This window comes from Halofilum ochraceum (genome assembly GCF_001614315.2).
GTDB classification, from domain to species: domain Bacteria; phylum Pseudomonadota; class Gammaproteobacteria; order XJ16; family Halofilaceae; genus Halofilum; species Halofilum ochraceum.
The window spans coordinates 34160-60383 of sequence record NZ_LVEG02000001.1; the positions used below are offsets into that span (position 1 = coordinate 34160).

Below are 26224 nucleotides of genomic sequence, written 5' to 3' on the forward strand. Positions count from 1 at the left end.
ACACATTGATCCAGGCCCAACCGTTTCATGGATCAATTAATGAGTTTTTTGCACCGATATGTTCATAAAGAATGATAGAAAGTCGCAAATCCGCAGGCTACGATTCAAACCTTGACGACCATCAGGATTCGGACAGACACCATGCCGCATCACGGTTTCACGGCCACCAGCGATCTCCGCGCGCGTTTCTGCGCGGCGATGTCGCGGATGTACCGGAATGAGGTCCCGGCGTACGGCTCGCTCGTCGAGCTGGTCGGTGACATCAATGCCGCCACGCTGGAAAACGACCCCGTTCTTGCGCGTGAGCTGGATGCCACCGACGGCATCGACCGCATCTCCGAAGAGCGTCACGGCGCCATCCGTCTGGGTACCGCCGAGGAGCTCTTTACCATGCGGCGCATCTTCGCCGTCATGGGCATGCATCCGGTCGGCTACTATGATCTGACCGCCGCCGGCATCCCGGTGCATTCGACCGCGTTCCGGCCGCTCGATCCCGCGGCGCTCGCCGCCAATCCGTTCCGCGTTTTCACCTCGCTGCTGCGGCTCGATCTGGTCGATGACCCCGATCTGCGGGCCGAGGCCGAGGCGATCCTGGCGCGGCGGGAGATCTTCACCGACGACGCGCTGCGGCTGCTGGAGCAGGCCGAGCGTGACGGTGGTCTTGGCGCGGAAGACGCGGACGCGTTCATCGCCGCCGTGCTGGAGACCTTCCGCTGGCATCCGCGTGCCTGTGTCGACCGCGGGACGTATGCGCGCCTGCACGACGCCCATCGGCTGATCGCCGACGTGGTGTCGTTCCGCGGCCCGCACATCAATCACCTGACCCCGCGCACCCTCGATATCGACGCCGCCCAGGCGGCGATGCCCGAACGCGGCATCACCCCCAAGGCGGTGGTCGAGGGGCCGCCGAAGCGGCGCTGCCCGATCCTTCTGCGCCAGACATCGTTCAAGGCGCTGGAGGAGCCGGTCGGGTTCCCGGACGGGCGGGGCGGGTTCGTCGAGGGGCATCACACCGCGCGCTTCGGCGAGATCGAGCAGCGCGGCGCCGCCCTGACGCCCACGGGCCGCGCGCGCTACGATGAACGCCTCGCCGCTGCCCGGGCAGGGGTCACCCCGGCGGCCGATGGCTCGAACGCGCAGGCCTACATGGATCATCTCGAACAGACGTTCGCCGACTTCCCGGATGATTATGCGACGCTCCGCGCGGAGGGGCTGGCGTACTTTCAGTATTCGCTGACCGCGGCCGGTGAAAAAGCCGCGGCCGAGGGTGGCGTGGCGGGCGCGATCGAAGACCTGATCGGCGATGGGCTGGTCCGCTTCGACCCGATCGTCTACGAAGACTTCCTGCCGGTCAGCGCCGCCGGGATTTTCCAGTCCAACCTCGGTGACGGTTCCGGGCCCGATATTACGGCCAACGCCAACCGGGCGGCCTTCGAGGCGGCGCTCGGCGCGGCGCCGGCCGACGAGTTCGCGCTCTACGCCGAGCGCGAGGCGGCATCGATCCGCACCTGCCTGGATCGCCTGCAGCCGGCCGCCCGACGCACCGCGAACGCCGGCTGATGGCCTCAATACCCCGCGAACTGGTGGATCTGCTCGGCGCCGATGCCGTCGTGGCGCCCGACGGCGACCTGTCGGCCTGGGAGGCCGGGGTGCGCGGCGACCGCGGTGACGCCGCCTTTGTCCTGCGCCCGGCGGATACCGACGCGGTGGCGGCCGCGGTCGGCTGCTGCGTGCGCCATGGCATCCCCTTTGTCCCGCAATCGGGCAATACCGGGCTGGTCGGGGGCTCGACGCCCGATGCCTCGGCGGATCAGGCGGTGCTCAGCGTGGAACGCCTGAACCGCGTCTGTGAAATCGATGTCGACAACCGCTCGGTGCGCGTCGGCGCCGGCATGCGCCTGTCCGAACTGAATGCCCGGCTGGAACGGGAAGGGCTGTGTTTCCCCGTCGATCTGGGGGCCGACCCGATGGTCGGCGGCATGGTGGCGACCAATACGGGCGGTGCCCGTTTCCTGCGCTATGGCGATGTCCGCGCCAACACGCTCGGGCTGACGGTGGTCCTGCCGGACGCCGAGGGCACGGTCCTGCGCCTGGATCAGGCGCTGCGCAAGGACAACACCGGGCCGGACTGGAAACAGCTGTTCATCGGAACGAGCGGTGCCTTCGGCATCGTGACCGAATGCGTGCTGAACGTGGAGCCGCTGCCGCGCGAGCGTGCCACGGCAATACTGGTACCGCGTGACGAGGCCGCGATATTCGACCTGCTGCGCCGGCTCGAGACCCGCCTCGGCGCCGACCTGAGCGCGTTCGAATTCATGTCCGGCAATGCCATGCGCCATGCACTCGCCCACGCGCCGTCGGTGCGGAATCCCTTCTCCGACGAAGCGATCCCGCCGATCGCGCTGCTGGTCGAGATCGCCCGCACGGCGCCGGCCGGCGAGGGTGAGGCGACGCTGGCCGAGGTGCTCGAACGGACGCTTGCCGACCTCTGGGAAGCCGCGGACGAGCCGTTGTCGGACGCCCTGTTCGGACCACCGGAAGAACTCTGGCCGCTGCGCCATGCCCTGTCCGAGGGCGTGAAACACGCCGGGCGGCTGTTCGCCTTCGACCTCGCCTTCGCCCGTACCGATGTCATGCGCTTCCGCGCCTCGATGACGGAGCGGCTGGCGACCGACTGGCCGGAACTGGAGGTCTGCGACTTCGGGCACGTGGGCGACGGCGGCATCCATTTCAATCTGGTCTGCCACGATCGCGAGCGCTGCCAGAGCGCAGGGTACGAACAGGCGCTGCGCGACGCGGTCGTGCAGCACGCGGTCGAGGACTTCGGCGGCAGCTTCAGCGGCGAGCACGCCATCGGCCGCGCCAACCAGCGCTACTACGATCGCTATACGCCGGACGTGCTGAAGACGCTGGCGGACCGGTTCAGCGAAGCGCTCGGACTGCAGGCGACGGGCGCCGCCCGCTTCGGCCACGACGGAACGGATGAGCAATGATCGAGGCGGAGTGCCGGGGAGTCCTGTAGGTCGGACTTCAGTCCGACACAGCCGGGGCTCGCGAGTGTCGGGCTTAAGCCCGACCTACGGGATTCTTGAGCGTTGAACGACAGAATTCCTGAAAGCCCACGAGCGCAGGCATTCCTGAAGCTTGGGCACTCGATTCCTGCAATGCCGTGGATTCCCGGGACGACGCCCGGAATCCGCAACCAAACGAACGTACTGGAGCAACATCATGGATATCCGCGCAGAAACCCGAGAAGTAATGACCCGGATGGGGGTCGAGGAATCGGCCTTCACCGGCGGCGATCTGGATGTCGTATCGCCCTGCACGGGCACCGTGGCCGGCTCGGTCCATCAGCACGGGGCGGACGCGGCCGCCAGCGCGATCGAGCGCGCCCATCAGGCCTTCCTCGAGTGGCGCATGGTGCCGGCGCCGCAGCGCGGTGAACTGGTCCGCCTTTATGGCGAGGAACTGCGCCGCCACAAGGACGACCTTGGGCGCATGGTATCGATCGAGGCGGGCAAGATCCCGGCTGAGGGCGCCGGCGAGGTCCAGGAAATGATCGATATCTGCGATTTCGCGGTCGGCCAGTCGCGCATGCTCTACGGCAAGACCATCGCCAGTGAACGCCCTGGTCATCGCATGATGGAGACCTGGCATCCGCTCGGTGCCATCGGCGTTATCACCGCGTTCAACTTCCCGGTCGCGCCGTTCTGCTGGAATACGGCGAATGCCCTGGTATGCGGCGATCCGGTGGTGTGGAAGCCCTCCGAGAAGACCCCGCTGACCGCGCTCGCGTGCGAGGCGCTGTTCCGGCGCGCGGTCGAACGCTTCGATGGCGACCTGCCGGAGGGCCTGCTGACCGTGCTGATCGGCGGTCCCGAGGTCGGCAATACGCTCGTCGATCACCCGAGCATCCCGCTCGTATCGGCGACCGGTTCCACCAACATGGGCCGCCAGGTCGGGCCACGGCTGGCGCAGCGTTTCGCCCGCCAGATCCTCGAGCTCGGCGGCAACAACGCGGGTATCGTCTGCCCCTCGGCCGATCTCGATATGACCCGGCGCGCGGTCGCCTTCGGCGCCATGGGCACCGCCGGTCAGCGCTGCACCACGCAGCGCCGCCTGATCGTGCACGAGGACATTTATGAGGATCTGGTCAACGGGCTGCGCAAGGCCTACGAGACGGTCACCATCGGCAATCCGCTGACCACCGATGCGCTGGTTGGCCCGCTCATCGACGGACGGGCGTTCGAGTCCATGAATGCGGCGCTGGAAGAGGCGAAGGCCGCCGGTGGCAAGGTCACCGGCGGCGAGGCCGTCGATGTGGGTGAACCGAACGCGTATTACGTGCGCCCGGCACTGGTCGAGATGCCGGAGCAGGCGGCGGTCGTCAAGCGCGAGACCTTCGCGCCCATTCTCTATGTCATGAAGTACCGCGACCTCGATGACGCCATCGCGATGCACAACGATGTCGGTGCTGGCCTGTCCGCGTCGATCTTCACCACCGACGTGCGCGAGGCCGAGCGGTTCATGGGCCCGGCTGGGTCGGATTGCGGTATCACCAACGTCAACATCGGCACCTCCGGCGCCGAGATCGGCGGCGCGTTCGGCGGTGAGAAGGAAACGGGTGGCGGTCGTGAGTCGGGCTCCGATGCCTGGAAGCAGTACATGCGCCGCGCCACCAACACCGTCAATTACTCGACCGAACTGCCGCTCGCGCAGGGCGTGTCGTTCGATATCGATTGAGGCGGCAGGAAGAAGGGCCAAGGGCTGAGGCGGGTCGTGTCCGGGTTTCCGCCGAAGGCGAACGCGCGCATCCCGGGCATGGTCATGGCACGGTGCCGGGCCCGCGCCGGTTCGTAGCTGTAGTCCGTAGGCCGGCTTTTGCCAACAGGCAACAGCCGGCAGTCCTTGCACAACCGTGCCGCCCGGTGCGCCGGCTGGCTCCCTTCGGTCGCAAGCCGGCCTACATCCACGGCAGGCGGCTCGCCCGGCGGGTTGATGGAAAAGGGACACACAACGCCATGAATGATCCGTTTGAGCGCGCGTCGCGCCTGGGCGCCATCGAGGTCTCCGAGATCCTCGAAATCGGTGCCCGCGCGGCGCGCATGAACGCCGCGGGTGACGATGTCATCACCCTGGGTGCCGGCGAGCCGGATTTCGACACGCCGGCGTTCGTCAGGGACGCCGCGAAGGCCGCGATGGATCGCGGCGAAACCGGTTACACGGCGCTCGATGGCACACCGGCGCTCAAGCAGGCCGTGCGCGACAAGTTCCGGCGTGACAACAACCTGGATTACGCGCTGGACGAAATCACGGTCGGAACTGGCGCCAAGCAGATCCTGTTCAACGCGCTGATGGCGACGGTCGAGCCCGGTGACGAGGTCATCGTGCCGACCCCGTACTGGACCTCGTACGCGGATATCGTCCGCATCGCCGGTGGCGTGCCGGTGTTCGTGCCGTGCCCGATGGAGACCGGTTTCCGGCTCACGGCCGCCGCGCTCGAGGCGGCCCTGACGCCGCGGACGCGCTGGATCATCCTCAATTCGCCGTCGAATCCTTCGGGAGCAGCCTACGCGCGCGAGGACTATCGGCCGATCCTCGACGTCCTGCTGGATGCACCCCATGTCGGTCTGCTCGTGGACGATATGTACGAGCACATCGTCTACGACGACTTCGACTTCGTCACGCCCGCCGAGGTGGAGCCGCGTCTGCGTGACCGCACGCTGACGGTCAATGGCGTGTCCAAGGCCTATGCGATGACCGGCTGGCGCATCGGCTACGCCGGCGGGCCGGTGCGGCTGATCCGCGCGATGGCCGTGGTCCAGAGCCAGTCGACGTCGTGCCCGTCCTCGATTTCCCAGGCAGCGGCGGAGGCCGCACTGAGCGGTCCGCAGGCGGTCGTGCGTGAGCGCTGCGAAGTCTTTCGCCGCCGCCGCGATCTCGTCGTCGATCGCCTCGCTGCCATGCCCGGTATCGACTGCCCGCGCCCGCGTGGGGCGTTTTATACATTCGCGTCATGCGAGGGCGTGCGCGGGAAAATGACGCCGGAGGGTGATCGGATCGACGACGATGGCGACTTCTGCCGCTACCTGCTGGAACACGCGAAGGTCGCGGTGGTGCCGGGCCGCGCTTTCGGCCTGTCGCCGTACTTCCGTATCTCGTACGCTGCGTCCGAACAGCATCTCGGGCGGGCGCTGGATCGAATCGAAGCGGCGGTCGCCAGGCTCAATTAAGGAGTTCGTCCATGTCGGCGTACGTCGAGCGCAATCTGTGGCATGAAACCGCGGCGGAATCTTTCAGCGGCGCCGCGCTCGAGGGCGACCGCGTCGCCGACCTCGCGATCGTCGGTGGCGGGTTCACCGGCTGCTCGGCCGCCCTGCACGCGGCCGAGCAGGGCGTCGACGTGCGGTTGCTGGAAGCGGACCGGGTGGGCCATGGCGGTTCGGGCCGCAACGTCGGTCTGGTCAACGCCGGCCTCTGGATGCCGCCCGACGACATCGGCGAGCTGCTCGGCCGGGAGGCCGGCGCGAAACTCAATCGCGCGCTGGCACGCGCCCCCGATCTGGTTTTCTCCCTGATCGAGCGCCACGGTATCGATTGCCACGCCGTGCGCAACGGCACATTGCACTGCGCCCACTCGAGGAAAGGACTCGCCGAACTGCGCTCGCGCCTCGCGCAGCAACTCTCGCGCGATGCGCCGGTCGAGCTGCTGGACGCGGAACGCACGCGCGCCCGTACCGGAACCGGCGTCTTCCACGGGGCGCTCTTCGACGAGCGCGCCGGCACGATCGAGCCGTTCGCCTACTGCCAGGGCCTGGCGCGCGCGGCCGCTGAGCAGGGTGCGCGGATCCACGAGTCTTCCCCCGTCACGTCGATCCGCCACGACGGCAATGCCTGGCATGTCCAGACCGCGACCGGTTCGGTCACCGCCCGGGCGCTGCTGCTGGCCACCAACGCGTATCACCACCTGGATACCGACACGGGGATGGCGGAGCCGGCCTTCACGCCGGTCCATTTCTTCCAGTTCGCGACCCGCCCGCTGCCGCCCGAGCGCCTCGAATCGATCCTCCCGGGCGGCGAGGGCTGCTGGGATACCGGTACCGTCATGTCGGCCTTCCGCCGCGATCATGAAGGCCGCCTGCTGGTGGGCAGCCTCGGGGCGCTGGACCACGGCGGCTCCGCCGTGCACCGGGGCTGGGCCCGCAAAAAGCTCGCCGCGCTGTTCCCCGATCTCAAGAAAGAACCGCTGGAATACGCCTGGCACGGGCGCATCGCCATGACCGCCGATCACCTGCCGAAAATCGTCCGCCTCAACGACAACGGCCTGATGATCTTCGGCTACTCGGGCCGCGGCATCGGCCCCGGCACGCTGTTCGGACAGACCGCCGCCGAGGCGATCGCTACCGGCAGCGAGGACGTCCTGCCGCTTGCCGTCCTCGACCGCTACACCGAACGCAACACCGGCCTCCGTCGACGCTTCTTCGAGGCCGGGGCAGTCGCCGATCACGCCGCGTGGATGGGGCGTCATCCGCTCGTGTGATCCAGGGATGGTTCGTGATTCGCGCCTCTTCGAAGGGGGTTCTCGCAAAGGCGCGAAGGGCGCCAAGGCACGCGAAGAAGGATTGTAGGAGCGAGCTTGCTCGCGAACCGTTTTCCGCTGGTGTGCGTCTCTCCAGTTCCCGGCGGTTCGGCAAAACACCGGCACCGATCCTGGGTACGTTACTGCATCGACTGATCGGAGCTCCGCTGGCACCGATGCCGGTTCGCGAGCAAGCTCGCTCCTACAGTCTCGTGCTTTCCTTTGCGTCCCTTGGCGCCCTCTGCGCCTTTGCGAGAACCTTCTTTCGAGCCCGTTTGCACTCCCCCTGGGCGTAATCACTGCCACACCGTATGGACCCGCAATCCCTTCTGTCGCCGAATTGTCATCCGATTTCCGTATACTCCCGAAGCACTTCAACGCCCTGATACCGTCCATGGAGCCCGTCGTTCATGACCATCGCCGTTTACCACAATCCCGACTGCGGTACGTCGCGCAACGTCGTGCGGATCATCGAGGCCGCGGGTATCCAGCCCGTGGTCATCGAGTACCTCGAAACCGGCTGGACGCGCGCGCAACTGCTCGGCCTGTTCGCCGCCGCGGATATCACGCCCCGGCAGGCGCTACGCACGAAAAAGACGCCGGCCGAGGAACTCGGTCTGCTCGATCCGTCCGTTGACGACGAGACGCTGCTCGCCGCGATGGTCGATCATCCGATCCTGGTCAATCGCCCGATCGTGTGTTCGCCGCGCGGTGTGCGTCTCTGCCGGCCCAGCGAGGCGGTGCTGAACCTGCTGGACCGGTTGCCGATGGGACCGGTCTACAAGGAAGACGGCGAAGCGGTGATCGATGCCGATGGTCAACGGGTCGCCTGAGCGGATGGACGACACACCGCATATCGACGACGCGTGTTTCGAGCCGATCGACGAGTCACGACTGTTCCCCGCCGAACGCGCCTTGCACCCGCCCCGGATCCTGCTGCTCTACGGATCGCTGCGCACGCGTGCGTTCAGCCGCCTGCTGGCGGAAGAGGCCGCGCGCATACTGCGCCGCTTCGGCGCCGAGACGACGACCTTCGATCCGTCCGGATTGCCATTGCCGGACGATGCCGATGCGGATCATCCGAAGGTCCAGGAACTGCGTGAGAAGGTAATGGCGTGCGAGGGCATGGTCTGGTGCTCGCCGGAGCGGCACGGCGCCATGACGGGCATCATGAAGGCGCAGATCGACTGGATCCCGCTGTCGCTCGGCGCCGTCCGGCCGACCCAGGGCAAGACGCTCGCCGTCATGCAGGTCAGCGGCGGCTCCCAGAGTTTCAACGCGATCAATCAGCTGCGGTTGCTGGGGCGCTGGATGCGCCTGCTCACGATTCCGAATCAGTCTTCGGTACCGAAGGCGTTCATGGAGTTCGACGATAACGATCGCATGAAACCCTCGGCGTACTACGAGCGGGTGGTCGATGTCATGGAGGAGCTGATCAAATTCACGCTGCTGACACGCGATCGCAGCGCATACCTGGTCAACCGCTACAGCGAGCGCAGGGAATCTGCGGAAGAACTGTCACGGCGGGTCAACCAGCGGCAGATCTGAAGCGTGCGTCGGCTATCGTGCAATATGGTTCGGGCGCGATGCCGTAATCCGTTGGGTATCGCTGGCGCTCGATCCAACCTAAGGCATGCAAACCGATCAATCGGATCCGCACGATCGTAGATCCTATGGGTGGGTCTCAAGGAAGGGCCGCAGTCAAGGCTATCCTGTGGTTGAGAGTCCAACAGCGACCACGAAGGAGGTTCCGGGATGACTGCGACCCTTCGCGATCAGGCTACGACGGCGACTGAGGTGATGTACATGGCCCTGGAGTTGTCGGGGTCGAAGTGGCGGGCGGCGTTCGCCACGCCGGGAGACGAGCGCACGCCGCAGTGGTCGATCGCCGCGGGCGATCTGGCGGCGCTGGCGCGCACGGTCGAGCGGGCGAAGGCGAAGCTCGGGGGTGCGGCGGGCACTGTGGTACGCAGTGTGTACGAGGCCGGCCGCGACGGTTTCTGGCTGCACCGCTGGCTCCAGGCGCAGGGCGTGGACAACCGGGTTATCGACGCCGGCAGCATCGAGGTGAACACCGCGCGCAAGCGGCGCAAGACCGATCGTCTGGATGCGCGGCTGTTGCTGCGCAAGCTGATCGCGTTCTGGGGCGGTGATCGGCGCGTGTTCTCGGTCGTCGAGGTGCCGCCACAGGAGGTCGAGGCGGTGCGCCGCCTCGAGCGTGAGCGCGAGCGCCTGGTCGGCGAGAGTACGGGGCACACCAACCGCATTCGCTCGCTGCTGGCGCTGGAGGGCCACGCCCGGGTGGCCGTCGACCGCCACCTGCGCGAGCGCCTCGCCGAACTGCGGCGCTGGGATGGCACGGCGCTGCCGCGCTGCCTGATCGAGGAGATCGAGCGCGAGTTCGCGCGCCTGGAGCAGGTGCGCGAGCAGCGCCGCAGCGTCGAGGCCGAGCAGCAGCGCCTGGTCGAGGCGGGCGACGAGGAGGTGATGCAGGTCGTGCGCACGCTCGAGCGGGTGAAGGGCGTGGGCCCGGGCAGCGCCTGGATCCTGTCGCTGGAGATGCTCGGCTGGCGCCGCTTTGCCAACCGCAAGCAGGTCGCGGCACTGGCGGGACTGGCGCCGACGCCGCATGCCAGCGGCTCAAGCGAGCGCGAGCAGGGCATCGACAAGCACGGCAATCGCCGGGTGCGCGCGGTGATGGTCGAACTCGCCTGGCGCTGGCTGCGCTGGCAGCCCCACAGCGAACTCAGTCAGTGGTTCCGGCGCCGCTATGGCGGCGCGAGCCGGCGCCAGCGCCGCATCGGCATCGTGGCGCTCGCGCGGCGGCTTCTGGTGGCGCTTTGGCGCTATGTCGCGCGCGGTGAGCTCGACCCCGATGTGGTACTCAGCGCTGGCTGAGCACGGCGCGAGCGCGCACGAGCCGGACAGCGACAACCGGGTCGATGTGAGCCGGATGGGCTGATCCGCCGGGCCAGCGCGACGGGCAACGAGGTTGGGCCGCGCCCGTAACCCAGCCCGGTCGACGATCCTCGACCGACCCCTGTAGATGGGGCGCGGCCATCATCCCGGTGAACCGACGGCGCATGCGGCATTGGGTGATCGGCGAGCACGCCGACACGGATAGAAGGTCGTCGCGGGTCCAAAAGACCCCACGCGAGATCACCGGGACCTCGAGGCTGTAACGCCGCGCCTGGACAGGTGGATCGCGCATGCGGCCAGCGGAGGCGCTGATGTAAACAAAGCCACGATGGCCTTGACACAACACGCCTCATAGAAGGTTGGGTTGACGAAGGAAACCCAACGCGACGACGTTTCTGTACCCCGAACCGCCCCGCATCGTGGCCAGTCAAGCCGACTACCGCACCTCGAACTCGGTGGATTCCCACAGCCGCCCGATCCCGGGTAACGCCGTGTTCAGACCCGCCAACCGCGCGGTGTGCCAGAGGCTGACCTGGTTGGCCGTCAATACCGTGCAGCCGAGTCGATCCTCGAGATCCTGGATCCATTCCAGTGTCGGTACGGCCGTGTCCGGAATCAGCAGCGCGCTCGCGGGGTCGACGGTCATGGCGGCCGCCGATTCGAAAAACCGCGCTTCGCCCAGCGCGGCCGCGGCCGGCCCCGACGGCGCATCGAGACAGCGCATTGCGTCGACCGTAATCCCGGTCTCGCGAAGGAAGTCCGCAAACGCGGCCGCGGTCGCTTCCGGGTAGGTGGCCACGATCGACACCCGGGCGATGCCCAGTGCATTCAGCGCCGCCGAGAAGGCGAGGGAGGTGCTCGTGGCCGGACAGCGCAGCATCGTGCCGAGGGCCTCGGCCTGGGCGCGGGCATGCCCGAGCCCGTCGATGAAGCTGCCGCTCGTGCAGGCCCAGACGGCGGCGTCGGGTGCCAGCGGTGCCAGTGCCCGCGCGCTGGTCTCGAGATTCGGGAGGGCGGCCGTCCGCCGCAGGTGATGCGGTGCGTGCTCGTCGTCATCGCCGAAGATGCGGACCCCCATCAGCGCAATGCGCACGTCTTCGCCGAGGCGCTCGCCATGGCGGTAGTATTCGAACTCTGCGCCGGACGGCGGGTAGAGTATGCCGAGTCGGGTCATGCATGAACTCCGGGGCAGGCTGGCGGCGACACGATCACGCCGGCTCGGACAGGCCTCCGGTGCCCTGAAAACGATATTCTCGCAGAGACGCGGAGTACGCGACGATGCGTTATGGTGGATCTATTGCCGGCCGGACAGCTGTTCCCCGGACTCCTCACACGGCTGCTGCGTGATGGCCAGGATCAAACTGGACCTCCACCCCATCGCCCGCAACGGCGGTGCGATCGAAGCGGAACTGAACCGCGTGATGGACGAGGCCGAAAGCAAACGGATCAAAACCGTCGAGATCATCCACGGCAAGGGATCGGGCCAGCTCAAGAAGCGCGTCCTGAAATTTCTCGAGCGCCCGGACATGAAAGCGCGCTACGCCCGCGTGGACAAGGACGCGAAGAACCACGGCCGCCTGTTCGTGTACTTCCGCTTTTGAAGCGCGACGGGATGTTGCGCCTTCGGACCGCGACATGGCCTCAGTCATTAGGGCGATCGGGATCGATCCGCTCTTTTCGGTGTGTCGGGTCCTTCGCATGAGCGTGCGCTGCATGCCTCAGCCACGTCGCGAGGCCGAATGGATCGAAGCGCTCCACCAGCAGCGGTAACAGCAGTACCAGCATGACCACCACCAGGCCGCCGATCGCCGCGACGGCGGGGGACGCCGTGAGGCTCGTGCCGGCGGCGACGTACAGTGCGGTCATCGGCACCATGCCGATGGCGGTGGCCAGCAGGAAGGCGCTGGTGCGCATCGCCGTCAATCCCGCCCCGTAACTGACGAATGCGAACGACACGACCGGCAGCAGTCGCGCCACGAGTATCACCAGAAACAGGAGGCGACTGCTGCATGCCGGGCAGAATGCGATATGACCGCCCAGGAACCGCCGCATGATCGGTTGGCCCAAAAGGCGCGCGATCCAGAAGCTGAGCGCCGCACCGATCAGGGCGCCGGCCATGGCGTAGATGAAACCGGCCACCGGGCCGAACACGAGACCGCTCGCGATGGAGATCGGCACGGTCGGGATTGGGCCGATGACGACCGCCAGGACCATCAATCCCATCAGTATCAGCGGCGCCCACGGCCCACTGCGTTCGGCCAGTGTGACCAGGCCCGTGCGCGATAGATGGCCACTGTCATACAGCAGCCACCCGGTCCAGGCGGCGAGAACGAGTAGCGCAAGCGCGCCGGCGATCGCGATGGCCCGAATCATCCGCGGGCGTGATCAGCGTCAGTGGCGATACCGGATCTCCGCGTCCACCTCATTGATCCGTTCCGGATAATCACCGCGATGGACCCGCGGCTCGTGTAGGGATCTGCGCTGCCAGGTGTGCACGCTCCTCCGCGCTCAGTACCCGGGGTTCCACGACCGGTGCACCCGAGACCGGGTCAAAGAACGGGGAATGGCGGTGGTCGCCGCGCAGGCGCCAGCCGAGCACGCGGGATGCGACCCGGACCAGGGTGCCGACGGGAATGGCCGCGTGTGCATCAGTGAACCTCTGGCGCACTCCCGGATCGTGTGCGTGGACGCGACAGTCGACCGGACCAAGGAGAGACTCGGGCGTAGCTCCGGTCGCCCCGTAATCGAGACACGCGTGCACCAGACCAAGGTAGGGGATGTGGCGGTTTGCCGTGACATTCCCGATCGGGGTGTCGCAGCAGGCGGCATACCAGCGCAGCAGCCCCCGGGGTGTCAGGCGCAGGCAGGCCAGCCGTTCGCGCCCGGTCTCGAACCGCAGTCGGGCCTGCGACATCTGCACCACTTCCGTGCCGCCATGCCGATCGAGGATCTTGTCGGCCTGTGCCAGGAAGTACGCGAACATGCGGCAGTCACGGCAGTAACAGACGGCACGCCGGGCATGATGATCCCTGATATCCGCAAGCGCCCGGACCGTACCGCACTTGCACCGGATCGGCAGCGTGTCCGCCATGGCGTCCATCGTATGCGGGGTTTCAGGGATTATCGAATGGTGGAAGCCGGGACTCAAATCCGGTCTTCCGGAAAACGCGCTGCCGGTCAAACTGACCGACAGCGTGCATCGAGCGTTTCTGTCCCATGCGCCTATTCGGCGGCTTCCTGTTCCTCCGCCGCGGGCTGGATGTTCTGATTCATGCGGAAGAAATTCTCCGGATCATACCGTCGCTTCACCCGCGTCAATCGATTCCAGTGCGGACCATACGCCGCCCGTAAACGGTCCTGGCCGGTTTCGTCATCCGGCATGAAATTCACATAGACACCGCCGGTCGCCCACGGGGCCAGGTCCGCAAACAGTGCGCGGGTCCATTCGATACAGCGCTGGTCGTCCGCGGGATCGCGCCAGCGCGTATGCAGGTTGATCACGAAGTTCGCATCCCGGTGCGGATAGGCCGTCGCCTCCGGCTTGATCCGGTTGACGCGACCTCCGAGTTGCCCGAGGAAAATCTCGGTCTCGTCCGATGGGAGCATCCCTGCGTAACGGATCAGCGTGTCGATCACGCCATCACTCAGCTCGGTGAGGTTGTGCGACTTCCAGTAGTTGCGCGCGCCCGGTGTCAACAATGGGTCGAACGCCTGCTGGAATGCGGAGAACGGGCACGGGCCGACCGCGTCGGCGATCGGTGTCCCGATCCTGCGGAAGGGACGGGCCGCTGCCTCGGCGTCTTCGCCGCTATCCGAGTGGCACAACGCGAGGATCAGTACTTCCTCTCCGTGGACGGAGGCATCGAGAAAGGGTAACGGTGGCGCTTTGCGCAGAACGACCCATGCCGTCATCGCGTCCGGCGCCGCCGCCGCGTGTTCACGATACTCGGCGAGTATCCGCTGCCCGTTCGCGAGCGGGTGCACGATCGGTCCCGCCAGTACGGTCGGGCCAACCGGATGGACCCGGTACTCGAACGAGGTAACGATACCGAAATTACCGCCGCCGCCGCGCAGCGCCCAGAACAGATCCACGTGCTCGTCATTGCTGGCATGGATGTAGTCCCCGTCCGCGGTCACGACATCGGCGCCGATGAGGTTGTCGATCGTGAGACCGAGGCTCCGGGCCAGCCAGCCGAAGCCACCGCCGAGGGTCAGTCCCGCGACGCCGGTGGTGGAGTTGATACCGAGCGGGACGGCCAGGCCGAAGGCCTGGGTCTCATGATCGAGCTCGGCCAGGGTCGCCCCGGCCTCCACCCGCACCGTGTGGTGTTCGCGATCCACGCGGATGCCGCGCATTGCGGAAAGGTCGATGACCAGGCCGCCGTCGCATACGGCGTTACCGGCGATATTGTGGGCGCCCGAACGGACGGCGGTGAGAATGCCGTGCCTGCCGGCGAAGCGCACGGCCTGGATGACATCGGCCGGTCCACTGCAGCGCGCGATGAGGCCAGGTCGTCGATCAATCGCCGCGTTCCAGACGGCGCGCGCCTTGTCGTATTCCGGATCTTCCGGGTCAATCAGGCGGCCGTGAAAATCGGCTTTGAACTGCTCGAGATCAGGATTCGGGACGGCTCCCCCCGTGCCGTCGAGCCTGACCAGGGAATGGATGGTCATGGTGGGGTCTCCGGGAACCGGTGGGTCGACGGTGCCGGCCGGCACCGATCCCTCATCGAGTATAGGCCGCGCCGGGTCGCCGGCATCGATATTTCGAATCGCACCGACCAAACCGAGGCTGAATCCCGGACCGGGACCGGGGCGAAACGATCCGTTGCCGACATCGAACCACTTCGCCGCCAGGGCAATTCTCTATGGCCACCGTTTCCCGCCGTCTGATCGTGGCGCTGTTCGCCGTCTTCCTTGGTGGTTGCAGCGTGATGCCGCCGGATGACTTCCCGCGCGCGGAGCGCGTCGATCTCGACCGCTTCGTCGGCACCTGGTATGTGATCGCGCACATTCCCCCCGACGCCACGAGCAATGCCTACAACTCGATCGAGCGCTACGAGCGTGTCGGCGAGGATCGCATCCGGACCGTATTCACTTACCGCGATGGCGGGTTCGACGGCGAACGTGAGCGCATGGAGATGACCGGGTTCGTGCAGGCCGGCACGAGCAATGCGATCTGGGCGATGCAGCCGTTCTGGCCGCTCCGGCTCGAGAACACCATCAGCTACGTGGATCCGGATTACCGTACGACCATCGTCGCCCGCTCGAAACGCGACTGGGTCTGGATCATGGCGCGAACACCGGAAATTCCGGAGCGCGAGTACGAAGAGCTCGTCGCGCGTGTGGAAGCGCTGGGTTACGACCTGGAGGGGCTGCGCAAGGTCCCCCAGCAGCCACTGGACGAGCGCGACGACCTGTAACCGTTAACTGTTCTCCCGCCTGCCTGGCCGGCACTTGACCCTGATCAAGCGCGCAAAGTGTCATTCCGGTAACCTGGCATAATCGCCTGTAAGGGCCCGTTACGCCTGTTATGTCATCTCGCCGCTGTGCCGGGCGGGACAAAGGTTTCGGCGAATGGCAGCCAAAATACGTATCCGTGCCCGCTGCGGGGCGCGCACAAGAAGATGCGCTGACCACCTCCGCTCCATCGGGACCATCGCGGATGGGGGCATGCAATGAACGCCGGATCGTCCTCCAGCGGCGGCATGGCCGGCGTGATCGCGCGGCTTGTCACCAATCCGCTCCCCCCGCTCCTCGCGCTGTTCGCGATCGCTGCCGGTGTCGCCGCGCTGGCGCTGACGCCGCGCGAAGAGGAACCGCAGATCGTCGTGCCGGTCGCCGACGTGCACGTGCGTGCACCGGGACTGAGCGCGGAACAGGTCGAGCGCCAGGTCGCCACACCGCTGGAAAAACTGCTCCATCAGATCGACGGTGTCGAGTACGTGTACTCGAGTTCCGGGGCCGGGCGCGCGGTCGTGACGGTCCGTTTCTATGTCGGTGAGGATCGTGAGCGCTCGCTGGTCAAGATCTACGACAAGGTCCGCTCGAATACCGACCGGGTACCGGCCGCCGTTGAGTCGTGGGTCGTCAAGCCGGTGGACATCGATGATGTCCCGATCGTCCTGGCGGTCCTCTGGAGCGAGGACCGGGTACAGGTGGACGATCATGGTCTGCGGCGTCTGGCTGAGGAAATGGATCAGCGCCTGCAGTCGGTCGAGGACACGAGTCGGGTCACCGTCACCGGCGGGCGGCCCCGACGGATCCGGGTCGAGCTCGATCCCGAGGCCCTCGCGGCAAGGCGCACGGCCCCACTGGAGGTCGCCGAAGCGATCGGAGTCTCAAACGAGCAGGTCGAGTCCGGTGCGGTGGTGGAACTCGATCGGAGGGCCATCGTCGAGGGTGGTCTGTTCATTGAGGATGCGCGCGAGCTGCGGGAACTTGTCGTCAACGTTGTTGATGGTGTGCCGGTGTATCTCGGGGACGTCGCCCGGGTACTGGATGGACCGTCGGAACCGGAGAATTATTCCTGGATCGGCTTCGGTCCGGCGTCCGACCGGAGTGCGGCGGCGGGTACATACCCGGCGGTCACGCTCGCGGTCGCGAAAAAGCACGGAACAAACGCGGTCCGGGTTTCGGCGAACATCAAGGAGAGACTGCAAACGTTCGAGCGGGAGCTGTTCCCCGAGGGCGTTCAGTATCGGATTATCCGCGACTACGGGCGTACCGCGGACGATAAGGTCGGTCAGCTGATCTCCAGCCTCGGTATTGCCGTACTCACCGTAGTGATCTTTCTGGCCGTGTTTATCGGCTGGCGCGCGGCATTGGTGGTCGGGCTGGCCGTGCCGGTCTGCTATGGGATAACGCTGTTTCTTGATTACCTGACCGGTTACACGATCAACCGGGTCACGCTGTTCGCGCTGATCCTCGCCCTTGGCCTGCTGGTCGACGACCCCATCACCGGCGTGGACAACATCGAGCGCTGGTTCCGGATGGGCGTGCACCGCGCGCGCGACTCCGTCGCTGCCGCGATGGTGGAAATCCGCGGCGCCCTGATCATGTCGACCGTGGCGATCGTCGTGGCGTTCGCTCCGATGTTTTTCATTACCGGCATGATGGGACCGTACATGGCGCCAATGGCGTTCAATGTGCCTGTCACCGTGATTGCGAGCACCAGCGTCGCATTCCTGGTGACCCCCTGGCTGGCGTACCACCTGTTGCGCCATGAGCCGCAGGCGGGCGGCTACGACGTCCGCAAAACCGGCGTATATCGTTTCTATGCGCCGATACTGGGCTGGATGCTGAAGAATCGCGGCCGCGCGTGGTGTGTGCTGGGCGTGGTGGCCGCGCTTTTCGTCATCGCAGTCTCCCTGCCGGCATTCCGTATGGTCCCACTCAAGCTCCTGCCGTACGACAACAAGGACGAATTCCAGATCGTTGTCGATATGCCGGAGGGTACGACGCTGGAGCGGACCGATGCGGTCACGCGTGCATTCGCCGACTACCTGCGCACCGTACCCGAGGTTCGGGACTTTACCGGTTATGTCGGGACGGCATCGCCGATGGATTTCAACGGGATGATCCGCCAGTACTACCTGCGCGAAGAACCGCACCAGGCCGATCTGCGCGTCACGCTTGCGCCCCGGGCGCGGCGGTCACAACAGTCGCATCAACTCCTGTTGAGGATTCGGCGCGATCTGCAGGGCATTGCCGATCGTCACGGCGTCGCTGTCAAACTGGTTGAGGTGCCGCCTGGTCCGCCTGTTGTCGCCACGGTAACGGCAGAAATCAGAGGCGAAGCCGGAACCCCCCATGAGCGCCTGCTCGAAGGGGCGGAGCGTCTTGCCGATCGGATGCGATCGGAGCCCGGGGTCGTCGATGTAGACACCTCGGCGTCAGCGGAGCAGGTCCGCTATCGGTTCAGGACGGACAAGGAGAAGGCCGCCCTTTCGGGGATATCCACCGCCGATGTCGCCCGCACGCTGCGGCTCGGGACCGGGGGCATGAATGCCGGTCACCTGCAGATCCCGACCGAGGCCGACCCGTTGCCGATCGAACTGCGCCTGCCGGTTGAGCGGCGGGGCGGCCCCGACGACCTGGCCGCACTGTATATCAAGGGCCGCGCGGGTATCGTCCAGCAGCGCGAGAATGGCGGTCTGCGCGACGCGCCAACGCCGCTGGTCCGCCTTGGTGAAATCGGGCAATTCGAGCGCACGACCCGGGAACAGACGATTCAGCACAAGAATCTCGAGCGGGTCGCTTATGTGTTCGCCGAGGTCGCCGGCCGTCCGCCCGCCGAGGTGATCCAGGATCTCGTCGCCGACCGGGGAGTGACGGGCAACCACGACAATCGCCCGGTCGACGGTCGCACTTACCTGAATCCCGGTGGTGGTATCGGATGGGACCTGCCGCCGGATGTGCGCGCTGAATGGACGGGGGAGGGCGAATGGTTTATCAACCTGCGCGTGTTTCGTGATCTGGGAATCGCGTTCGGTGTGGCGGTGATCGGGATCTTTCTGGTGATCTACCTGCAGACCGGCATCGCGGCGTTGTCCGGGATCATCCTGCTTTCCATCCCGCTGTCGATGATCGGGATCATGCCGGGGTTCTGGCTGCTCAATCAGATCGGGGATCGCAGTATCGACGGGTTCGCTGATCCGGTCTTTTTCACCGCAACGGCGATGATCGGGATGATCGCGCTTGCCGGCATCGTGGTGCGCAATGCGCTCGTGCTCGTCGAATTCATCCAACTGTCGCGCGATCAGGGCCTCGAAGTGCGCGAGGCACTCGTTCAGGCTGGCGCGGTCCGCATGCGCCCGGTGCTGCTCACGGCCGCGACGACGCTGCTCGGCAACCTCGTCATCACCCTGGACCCGATCTTCTCGGGGCTCGCCTGGGCCATCATCTTCGGCATCATCGCTTCTACCGTGTTCACGCTGGTGGTGGTGCCGCTCGTGTACTTCCTGGTTTACGGGCGAAACGAAGTGGCACAAGCGGAAACGGGTGCGGAGACACACTCATGAACAGGCGATCCGTACTCCGATTGGGCGGCGCCGTGCTCGCACTTGGCATCCTTGGCATTGTCATGGCCTTTTTCGCTGGCATGTTTTCGCCAACGATCGAACCCGGAACGGTGGCGGTCGAACCGGAACCGATCGAAGGCGAGGTGGTTACGGTCGAATCCGTGCGCACGAAGGTGCAGGCCAACGCGCCCGGCACCGTGGAAGCGCGGCACGAGGCCGTGCTCTCCCCTCGGATCACCGCACGGATTACCGCTGTCCACGTACGCGCGGGTGATGCCGTCGAGGCCGGAGCGGTGCTCGTGGAGCTGGACGAGCGCGATCTCGAGTCGCGGTTGCGTCAGACGCGCGACCGTGCGGCTGCGGCGCAGGCCCGTCTGGATGAGGCGGAGCGCCATTTCCAGCGTATGCGGGATCTCTATGAACGGGACGTGGTCTCGCGCGCCGACCTGGACCGCGCCGAAGCGGACCGGGCTGCGGCCCAGGCCGAACTGGCGCGGGCGAGCGATGCCGTCGAGGAAGCGCGCACCGCGCTCAGCCACGCGACCATCCGGGCCCCGATGACGGGCCGTGTGATCGACCGCCTTGCCGAGCCGGGCGATACGGCGCGCCCGGGCGTGCCGCTGTTGCGGATCTACGACCCGGGCAGCCTGCAGCTGGACGCGCATGTCCGCGAGTCGATCGCGGCGCGGATGGAGCGCGGTCAGTCGCTGAACGCGCGGATCGATGCCGTCGACGCGAATCTGGAGGTTACGATCAAGGAAATCGTGCCCTCCGCGGAACCCGGCTCCAGGACGTTCATCGTCCGTGCGGGACTGCCAGGGCACGCCAATCTCTATCCCGGTATGTTCGGGCGCCTGATTATCGTGACCGGCTCGGAGCAGCGGATCGAGGTGCCGGCGGCGGCGATCGAACGAGTGGGTCAGCTCGAGTTTGTGCGTGTGGTGACCGAAAGAGGGCCGGTTCGCCGCCATATCCGGACCGGCGAAACGACCCCTGATGGTCGCGTCGAGGTGATGAGTGGACTGGTCGCCGGGGAACGGATCGTCATCCCCCGATGAATGCAGTCGCGTTCACTCGGTGGCCGCGTCGTCCCCCTCAACGCGGCATCTGGAAGCCCGGCGTCGACTCCATGACCTCAATCTCGCTCGCATCCATCTCGGCGCCGATGTCCTCGAACAGGGGCGTGGACAGATACCGCTCCCCGGTATCCGGCAGCATGGCCAGAATGACGGATCCTGCCGGCGCGCGTTCGGCAAGCTCCATCGCCACCGCGACCGTCGCGCCGCCGGACACGCCGGTAAAGATGCCTTCCCGCTGCGCGAGCTTCCGTGACCATGCGATGCCATCCGGTCCGGCGACCGGGATCAGTTCGTCGACATAGGACTGATCGAGCGCCTCCTGCAGCACCCACGGGATGAAATCCGGCGTCCAGCCCTGGATCGGGTGGGGCTCGAAGGCCGGATGGCCGGCGGCGGGCTCATTCTCCGCCGTTCGTTCCTGCGGCGTACCGCTGGCGACCAGCTGGGCGCTGGTCGGTTCGCTGAGGATCAGCTTCACGTCCGGGCGTTCACGCCGCAGTGCGCGGCCGACGCCGGCGATCGTGCCGCCGGTGCCGTAGCCGGTCACGAAGTAGTCCAGCCGCTGGCCATCGAAGTCGGCGAGGATCTCCCGACCGGTGGTGGCCTCGTGGATATCGGCGTTCGCCTCGCTCTCGAACTGGTGGGCGAGGAACCAGCCGTGGGTCTCCGCCAGTTCGCGCGCTTTCTCATACATGCCGAAACCCTTGAGCTCGCGCGGCGTCAGCACGACCTTGGCGCCCAGGAAGCGCATCAGGCGGCGACGCTCGATCGAGAAGCTCTCGGCCATCGTCACGACCAGCGGATACCCCTTCGCGGCACAGACCATGGCCAACCCGATACCGGTATTGCCGCTGGTGGCCTCGACCACCGTCTGGCCCGGCTTCAGGCTACCGTCGCGCTCGGCCGCCTCGATGATATTCAGGGCCAGTCGGTCCTTGACCGAACCGGCCGGATTGAAGAACTCCGCCTTCACGTACAGGGTGACGTGATCCGGGGCGAGGTGGTTGATCCGGATACACGGTGTGTTGCCGACCGTCTCCAGGACATCGTCGTACAGCCGCCCGCGTCCATCCGTCGTTCGGGTTCCGGATTTCATCGTTCTCTCCGTATGCGCATGCCGTTGGCCGGTATCGGATTGCGCCGCACGGGCGCTGACCGGATGCGTCGATTGTAAACCGGGCATCCGCGCTATGCCCGCGTACCCGCGACAATGCCGCCGAGCCACGACCGCGGGGAATGGTAGGCTGACGAGGTTATAGGCCGCCCGCCCCCTGGAGAATCCTGATGCGTATTGCCCCGAGGATTTCGACGCGTTCGGTAGCGTCCCGCAGGCGTGGGAAAGCGAGCGTGTTCTTCCGTCCCATACTGGCGACCGCGGTGTGCCTGCTCCTCCTCGCGGGTTGTGGCGGCGAGCCTACGGCGACGCAGCTGGAACTGGTCGACCTGGCCCGCTTCAGCGAGCAGTACGATGGGGAACGAGTCAGCACGACGGGTCATGTCCGTTCCCATTCCGATCCCGAGCATTACTGGCTCGAGGACGACAATCTGAACCGCGTCGCCGTACACCCGGACAGCGCGGTCGAATCGCTGGTCGGGCAGCGTGTCCGGGTTGTCGGCGGTTTCCGATTCTCGCGGGAGAGCGGGCGCGCGATCGAGGCCGACACCGTCGAGGTGCTTCCGTAGAGCCCCCGATCACGGGCGCATGACGTTCCGGTAATGGGGCGCACAGGGTCGCGTAATCCCTCTCGCGTCAGAATCCGCAGTAACCGACTTGCAGCGACGGAACTTTTGACGGCCACGGGTTGTTGAATAGTCGCAGGCGCGCAAATGAGCGTGTCGCGCGGTTCCCGTACAGTGTCAGAAGGAGCAGCGATATGCGCAGTCCGTACGTAAGCATCCTCATTCTGGTCACCGGGTTCATGATGATGCCGGTGGCGCTCGCCGAGAACGGCTCAAGCGGCGATTTCGAGCAGGAGGAACTCGAGACATTCCTCCAGGCGCGGGCCGATGTGCTCAGCATCCAGGAGGAATATTCCAACCGACTGCAATCGGCGCAGGATGACCAGGCCGTGGCGCAACTCCAGGCCGAGGCGCGTGAGAAAATGGCCGCGGCAGTCCAGGACGCCGGGCTGTCGATCGATGAGTTCAATCAGATCGCACAGGCGGCGCAGAGCGATCCCGACGTGGCCGCGGAACTCGAATCGCTCGCGGAATAGCGCGCGCCTGACGGTGGCATGGCGAGGTGGAACGCTGCATGGCGCCAACTGCGCCGTGCAGTACTGCCTGTAATCAGAGGTTCCCCGAGGCCGTGCTGGCCGTCGACGCAGGGACATCGCGGCGGCCCAGGGCTGCAAGTATCGGTGAATCGGTCTATGTCGGTTTCGCAGCGGCTTATCGGCGGCCTCAGGCAACACTGGTGCGCGTCACGCGAGCGCACGGGTGTGTGGCTTGAGCGTCATCCGGTCGCTGCTACCCTGTTGGATCGGGCCGGCTGTCTGCACCCCGATCGACGCACGCTCGCCCGCGGTGTCGCGGTCGGCGTGTTCGTCGGGCTGTCGCCCACCGTCGGTTTCCAGACGCTGTTGATGCTGCTCGGCTGTGTCGCGCTGCGGGCCAATTTCCCGATCGCGTTCCTGGTCTCCTGGGTCAGCAATCCGCTGACCATGGCGCCGCTGTACCTTGGCTTCAATCGGCTCGGCGAAGCGGTGTTTCATGGCGCGACGGGCAAGCCGACCATGGAAGGCGATACCAATGGCTGGATCGAGATCGGCTATCTCGCGTTCGGCAGCCTCGTGATCGCGCTGCCGCTGGCCATCATTTCCTATGCGCTGGTGCTGGCCGTGTGGCGCGCCGCGGTCGTGCGCCGGCGGCGCAAGTCGTTCCGTGAACGGCTCGCGGTACGCGCGCGCTACGGCGACCGCGGCGGTTGAACGAGGCGCCCCGCGGGGGCTGTTACAGCTTGTCCGGGCTCAGCGGCTGCTCGCCGGGACCGGGGCGCGCGCCGATTTCGCCGGAGAGTGCCGCGCGTGCCGCGGCCGGATCGACCGTGGCCCGGTTACTGCTGCCGCCGGTATCCAGCTCGACCCGTTTGGGCAGGTCATCGAGCGTTTCGCGCACTCGGCGTGCGAGTTCAATCAGTCGCTCGCGTCCCATCTGGCCGCCCAGCACGTACGTCGAACCGCCGAGATGCCAGTAGGCGAGCAGGTGGCCATCGACCGCGCGCGTGCGGATGGTGGGCGATGCTGGCGCGATATCGCGGGCCACGAACAGGTGGATTATTTCACCCCCAGGGGCGCGGTAATCGAAGCGGAATACGCCCCGCTCGATGCCGGGCCGGCTGGCCGCGCCGACGAGTTCCAGGCCCGCTGCGTGCAGGTTGGGGCCGTTGCCGCCGGCGATCGCGTCGATGGTTTCGTCGCTCCGCACTGGCGTATCCGGCGATCGAGCGATGCGCTCGCCGATCCGCTCGACGAAACCGAGCAGTGCCGGCTGCCCGCCGGATTCGGGGATCAGGCGGCCCGCCGTCCACCCGGCACCGATGCCGATGACCAGCGCGGCCGCGATGCCGGCGGCGGTGTGCCAGCGGCGCCGGGGCGGTCGGGCGAGACCGCTCAGCAGATGCTCCGGAATCGTTTCCTTGGCGACCGGGTCGAACGCCTCGCGGATCATGGCGTCCTGGCGCCGGTATTGACGCACGCGCGTGGCGTCGGCGGGGTTTTCACGCAGATGCTGTTCGACGCGGGCGCGCAGGGATGAACCGGGCGGCAGCCGGCCTTCCGCGTAGGCCGCGAGGTCCTCGTTACGCACGCTGGGGGCATCCGGGCGTGTCATCGCTACTTCACCGAGTGCAGGGCGGGGGATTCTTCCGCCGTGTCTTCGCTCATGTGACGTCGCAGTGTCTCGCGGCCGCGCGAGAGGCGCGAGCGCAGGGTGCCGACCGGGATACCGAGAATCCAGGCGCCTTCCTGGTAGTCGACATCCTCCAGTGCGACGAGGACAATCGCCGCCCGCTGCGCCTGCGGTAGCATGTCCAGTGCGGCGACGAGTTCGCGGCACTCGTGCCGGAGTTCCGGTTGCGGCGCCGTGGCCGCCTCGGGCGGCGCGACGTTCCGCTCGGCGTGCCGCCGCTCGATGGCCGAGCGCTTGCGCCGGTTCAGGTAGATCCGGTAGAGGATCCGCATCAGCCAGCTGCGCAGTCGGCCACTGGGGCGCCACAGGCGGCGCTTGCGCAGCGCCCGCTCGATGCAGTCCTGGACGAGGTCGTCCGCGGTTTCAGGATTGCCGCAGAGTGCGCGCGCGTAGCGACGCAGGTGCGGCAATTCCGCCAGCAGCAGGTCCTCGAATGGCGGGTCCGGATATCGGATGGTGTCCTCCGGGCGGTACGCGCATTGTCACAGTCTACAACAGGCGGATGCCGGGGCTGGTTCCATCCCGGATGGAACCACTAGGCCGGGGCGATTGTTCAGTTCGCCGGATCCCGCGCGCCCGACAACGGGCCCGTCCGTGACACCACGCGCCCGGCCCGGTGCATCAACAGGAGGTACACGCATGAAAGTTTTCGGTTCGCGCAGAATGGGACGGTGTGCCCTGTTGCGGCGACTGGCCGTGGTGGTGGTCACTGCGGGGATCACGCTTTCGGCCGCGGCCAACGCGGATATACGGGACACGGGCGTCCTGATCGGCGATCCCGAATCCGATGGTGAGACCGTGCTGCGCGTGTTCGACGCGGACTCGGATTCGCTCGACGCCGCGGACGAGCCGCACCGGTTCTACGTCGAACTCATGCTCATGCGCGCGCAGATGCGGCTTGCCCGGGAGCTGTACCGTGTCGGTGACCGTGGAGCGGGCACGGCGCATTTCGTTGCCCCAGCCGAGGCGCACCTGCCGGTGGTACGGGATTCGCTGATGGACAGGGGGCTGGAGCGCGTCGTCGAGCGCATCGAGGACCTGGCCGCCGCCGCCCGCGAGACCGATTCCCTGATCGACGTGCAGGACCTGTACGCGACCACGCGCATGGCCATCCGCCGGGCGCAGCGCGAGGTGGAACCGTCCCTGCGCGAAGACGCCCGCTTTCAGGGCGAGGTGCTGCTGGCGATGTCCGGGCGTGCGGTACGACAGTTGGAGGCGGCCGTCGACGAGGAGGGCGCGGTCACCGATCGACTCGCCTACCGCGTATCCTGGGCCTATGTCGCCCAGGGTGAACGGTTACTCGACACCTTCGAGGGGTTGCTCCGGATGAGCGACGAGACCCGCTACGAGCAGCTGGTCGAGCGCTATGAGCGCTTCGCCGAACTGTGGCCGGGCCGGACACCACCGGAACGGATCGACACGGGCCTGGAGGACGTGCGGACCGCGCTGGAGGCGATGGCCGAGGTGGTCGGCGCGGAGAGCGGTTAAGCGCCGACTCAGTCGGATCCGCTTTCCTGATCGGAGGGGCAGGGCGCCCCGCAGGGCGCGCAGGCATCGGCCTGGCTCTCCCGCTGCGACAGCGTGGTCTCGACCCCGCCCTGGCCCATATTGCTCCGGAACGTCGGGCTGCCGATATGGTCGGCCAGGATGAAGCCGCCGATCACCAGCAGGGTGATCGCCAGGCGCGCACGGCTGTAGGTACGGTTACCGCCCAT

Annotated in this window: 24 protein-coding genes; 16 read left to right on the plus strand and 8 right to left on the minus strand. The window is 66.7% G+C overall.

All coding sequences use genetic code 11. From position 1 onward, the window contains the following. Nucleotides 1-141: 141 nt before the first annotated feature. From hglS to A0W70_RS00215, 8 genes are all read left to right on the plus strand, one after another. Nucleotides 142-1560, plus strand: a complete 1419-nt coding sequence (gene hglS / locus A0W70_RS00180) for a 2-oxoadipate dioxygenase/decarboxylase HglS (RefSeq protein ID WP_070987210.1) — start codon at nucleotides 142-144, stop codon at nucleotides 1558-1560. Next, nucleotides 1560-2993, plus strand: coding sequence for an FAD-binding oxidoreductase (locus A0W70_RS00185; protein WP_070987212.1), 1434 nt, complete (start codon nucleotides 1560-1562; stop codon nucleotides 2991-2993). The genes hglS and A0W70_RS00185 overlap by 1 nt, the downstream gene beginning before the upstream one ends. A gap of 235 nt (nucleotides 2994-3228) precedes the next feature. After that, entirely contained in the window at nucleotides 3229-4743 is a 1515-nt protein-coding gene (gene amaB / locus A0W70_RS00190) for an L-piperidine-6-carboxylate dehydrogenase (protein ID WP_070987214.1), read from the plus strand. Between the two features lie 278 nt (nucleotides 4744-5021). Then, on the plus strand, nucleotides 5022-6233 hold the full coding sequence (locus tag A0W70_RS00195; RefSeq protein ID WP_070987216.1) for a pyridoxal phosphate-dependent aminotransferase: 1212 nt from the start codon (nucleotides 5022-5024) through the stop codon (nucleotides 6231-6233). A gap of 11 nt (nucleotides 6234-6244) precedes the next feature. After that, on the plus strand, nucleotides 6245-7540 hold the full coding sequence (locus tag A0W70_RS00200; RefSeq protein WP_070987217.1) for an NAD(P)/FAD-dependent oxidoreductase: 1296 nt from the start codon (nucleotides 6245-6247) through the stop codon (nucleotides 7538-7540). A gap of 449 nt (nucleotides 7541-7989) precedes the next feature. Continuing rightward, complete coding sequence (gene arsC, locus A0W70_RS00205) at nucleotides 7990-8412, plus strand: arsenate reductase (glutaredoxin) (protein WP_070987219.1); 423 nt, start codon at nucleotides 7990-7992, stop codon at nucleotides 8410-8412. Continuing rightward, entirely contained in the window at nucleotides 8393-9127 is a 735-nt protein-coding gene (gene arsH, locus A0W70_RS00210) for an arsenical resistance protein ArsH (RefSeq protein ID WP_281182031.1), read from the plus strand. Before arsC ends, arsH begins: the two co-directional genes overlap by 20 nt. A 207-nt stretch (nucleotides 9128-9334) precedes the next feature. Then, nucleotides 9335-10477, plus strand: a complete 1143-nt coding sequence (locus A0W70_RS00215; protein ID WP_070987223.1) for an IS110 family RNA-guided transposase — start codon at nucleotides 9335-9337, stop codon at nucleotides 10475-10477. A gap of 457 nt (nucleotides 10478-10934) precedes the next feature. Here the strand turns inward: A0W70_RS00215 and A0W70_RS00220 are convergent, their stop codons facing one another. Then, nucleotides 10935-11672 carry a maleate cis-trans isomerase family protein gene (locus tag A0W70_RS00220; protein ID WP_070987225.1) on the minus strand — a complete coding sequence of 246 codons (738 nt, stop codon included), beginning with the start codon at nucleotides 11670-11672 and terminating at the stop codon, nucleotides 10935-10937. A 172-nt stretch (nucleotides 11673-11844) separates the two neighbouring features. Here A0W70_RS00220 and A0W70_RS00225 point away from each other — a divergent pair, with 172 nt between their 5' ends. Further along, nucleotides 11845-12099 (plus strand): Smr/MutS family protein, encoded by a 255-nt coding sequence (locus A0W70_RS00225; protein ID WP_070987227.1) that lies wholly within the window; start codon nucleotides 11845-11847, stop codon nucleotides 12097-12099. Nucleotides 12100-12139: 40 nt separating this feature from the next. On the opposite strand, the gene A0W70_RS00230 is transcribed toward A0W70_RS00225, so the two are convergent. The 3 genes from A0W70_RS00230 to A0W70_RS00240 all read right to left on the minus strand — a co-directional run bounded on the left by A0W70_RS00230 (nucleotide 12140) and on the right by A0W70_RS00240 (nucleotide 15172). Continuing rightward, entirely contained in the window at nucleotides 12140-12871 is a 732-nt protein-coding gene (locus A0W70_RS00230; protein WP_070987229.1) for a TVP38/TMEM64 family protein, read from the minus strand. Nucleotides 12872-12941: 70 nt separating this feature from the next. After that, a complete protein-coding gene (locus A0W70_RS00235; RefSeq protein ID WP_070988210.1) occupies nucleotides 12942-13589 on the minus strand; it encodes a DUF6151 family protein in 648 nt (215 codons plus the stop codon). Between the two features lie 131 nt (nucleotides 13590-13720). Continuing rightward, on the minus strand, nucleotides 13721-15172 hold the full coding sequence (locus tag A0W70_RS00240) for an FAD-binding oxidoreductase (RefSeq protein WP_070988211.1): 1452 nt from the start codon (nucleotides 15170-15172) through the stop codon (nucleotides 13721-13723). A gap of 194 nt (nucleotides 15173-15366) precedes the next feature. On the opposite strand from A0W70_RS00240, the gene A0W70_RS00245 reads away from it, so the two are divergent. The 3 genes from A0W70_RS00245 (at nucleotide 15367) to A0W70_RS00255 (ending at nucleotide 20579) form a co-directional block, all read left to right on the plus strand. Further along, on the plus strand, nucleotides 15367-15921 hold the full coding sequence (locus A0W70_RS00245; RefSeq protein ID WP_070987231.1) for a lipocalin family protein: 555 nt from the start codon (nucleotides 15367-15369) through the stop codon (nucleotides 15919-15921). Between the two features lie 255 nt (nucleotides 15922-16176). After that, the gene (locus A0W70_RS00250) at nucleotides 16177-19521 is read left to right on the plus strand and encodes an efflux RND transporter permease subunit (protein WP_083330654.1); all 3345 of its coding nucleotides are present in this window, start codon (nucleotides 16177-16179) and stop codon (nucleotides 19519-19521) included. Beyond that, a complete protein-coding gene (locus A0W70_RS00255) occupies nucleotides 19518-20579 on the plus strand; it encodes an efflux RND transporter periplasmic adaptor subunit (protein WP_070987235.1) in 1062 nt (353 codons plus the stop codon). Before A0W70_RS00250 ends, A0W70_RS00255 begins: the two co-directional genes overlap by 4 nt. 37 nt (nucleotides 20580-20616) lie before the next feature. Here the strand turns inward: A0W70_RS00255 and cysK are convergent, their stop codons facing one another. Next, entirely contained in the window at nucleotides 20617-21696 is a 1080-nt protein-coding gene (gene cysK, locus A0W70_RS00260) for a cysteine synthase A (protein ID WP_070987238.1), read from the minus strand. Nucleotides 21697-21947: 251 nt separating this feature from the next. On the opposite strand from cysK, the gene A0W70_RS00265 reads away from it, so the two are divergent. The 3 genes from A0W70_RS00265 to A0W70_RS00275 all read left to right on the plus strand — a co-directional run bounded on the left by A0W70_RS00265 (nucleotide 21948) and on the right by A0W70_RS00275 (nucleotide 23530). Further along, the gene (locus A0W70_RS00265; protein ID WP_245675775.1) at nucleotides 21948-22283 is read left to right on the plus strand and encodes a hypothetical protein; all 336 of its coding nucleotides are present in this window, start codon (nucleotides 21948-21950) and stop codon (nucleotides 22281-22283) included. Nucleotides 22284-22474: 191 nt separating this feature from the next. Continuing rightward, nucleotides 22475-22816, plus strand: a complete 342-nt coding sequence (locus tag A0W70_RS00270) for a DUF4168 domain-containing protein (protein WP_070987240.1) — start codon at nucleotides 22475-22477, stop codon at nucleotides 22814-22816. Nucleotides 22817-22972: 156 nt separating this feature from the next. Then, nucleotides 22973-23530 carry a DUF2062 domain-containing protein gene (locus A0W70_RS00275; RefSeq protein ID WP_070987241.1) on the plus strand — a complete coding sequence of 186 codons (558 nt, stop codon included), beginning with the start codon at nucleotides 22973-22975 and terminating at the stop codon, nucleotides 23528-23530. A gap of 22 nt (nucleotides 23531-23552) precedes the next feature. On the opposite strand, the gene A0W70_RS00280 is transcribed toward A0W70_RS00275, so the two are convergent. Next, on the minus strand, nucleotides 23553-24431 hold the full coding sequence (locus tag A0W70_RS00280) for an anti-sigma factor (RefSeq protein ID WP_070987243.1): 879 nt from the start codon (nucleotides 24429-24431) through the stop codon (nucleotides 23553-23555). 2 nt (nucleotides 24432-24433) lie between these two features. Further along, a complete protein-coding gene (locus A0W70_RS00285) occupies nucleotides 24434-24964 on the minus strand; it encodes a sigma-70 family RNA polymerase sigma factor (RefSeq protein ID WP_070987245.1) in 531 nt (176 codons plus the stop codon). A 184-nt stretch (nucleotides 24965-25148) separates the two neighbouring features. On the opposite strand from A0W70_RS00285, the gene A0W70_RS00290 reads away from it, so the two are divergent. Continuing rightward, on the plus strand, nucleotides 25149-25997 hold the full coding sequence (locus A0W70_RS00290) for a hypothetical protein (protein ID WP_139150640.1): 849 nt from the start codon (nucleotides 25149-25151) through the stop codon (nucleotides 25995-25997). Between the two features lie 8 nt (nucleotides 25998-26005). Here A0W70_RS00290 and A0W70_RS00295 read toward each other — a convergent pair whose 3' ends face one another. Beyond that, nucleotides 26006-26224: a hypothetical protein gene (locus A0W70_RS00295; protein ID WP_217495345.1), complete on the minus strand. Its 219-nt coding sequence runs from the start codon at nucleotides 26222-26224 to the stop codon at nucleotides 26006-26008.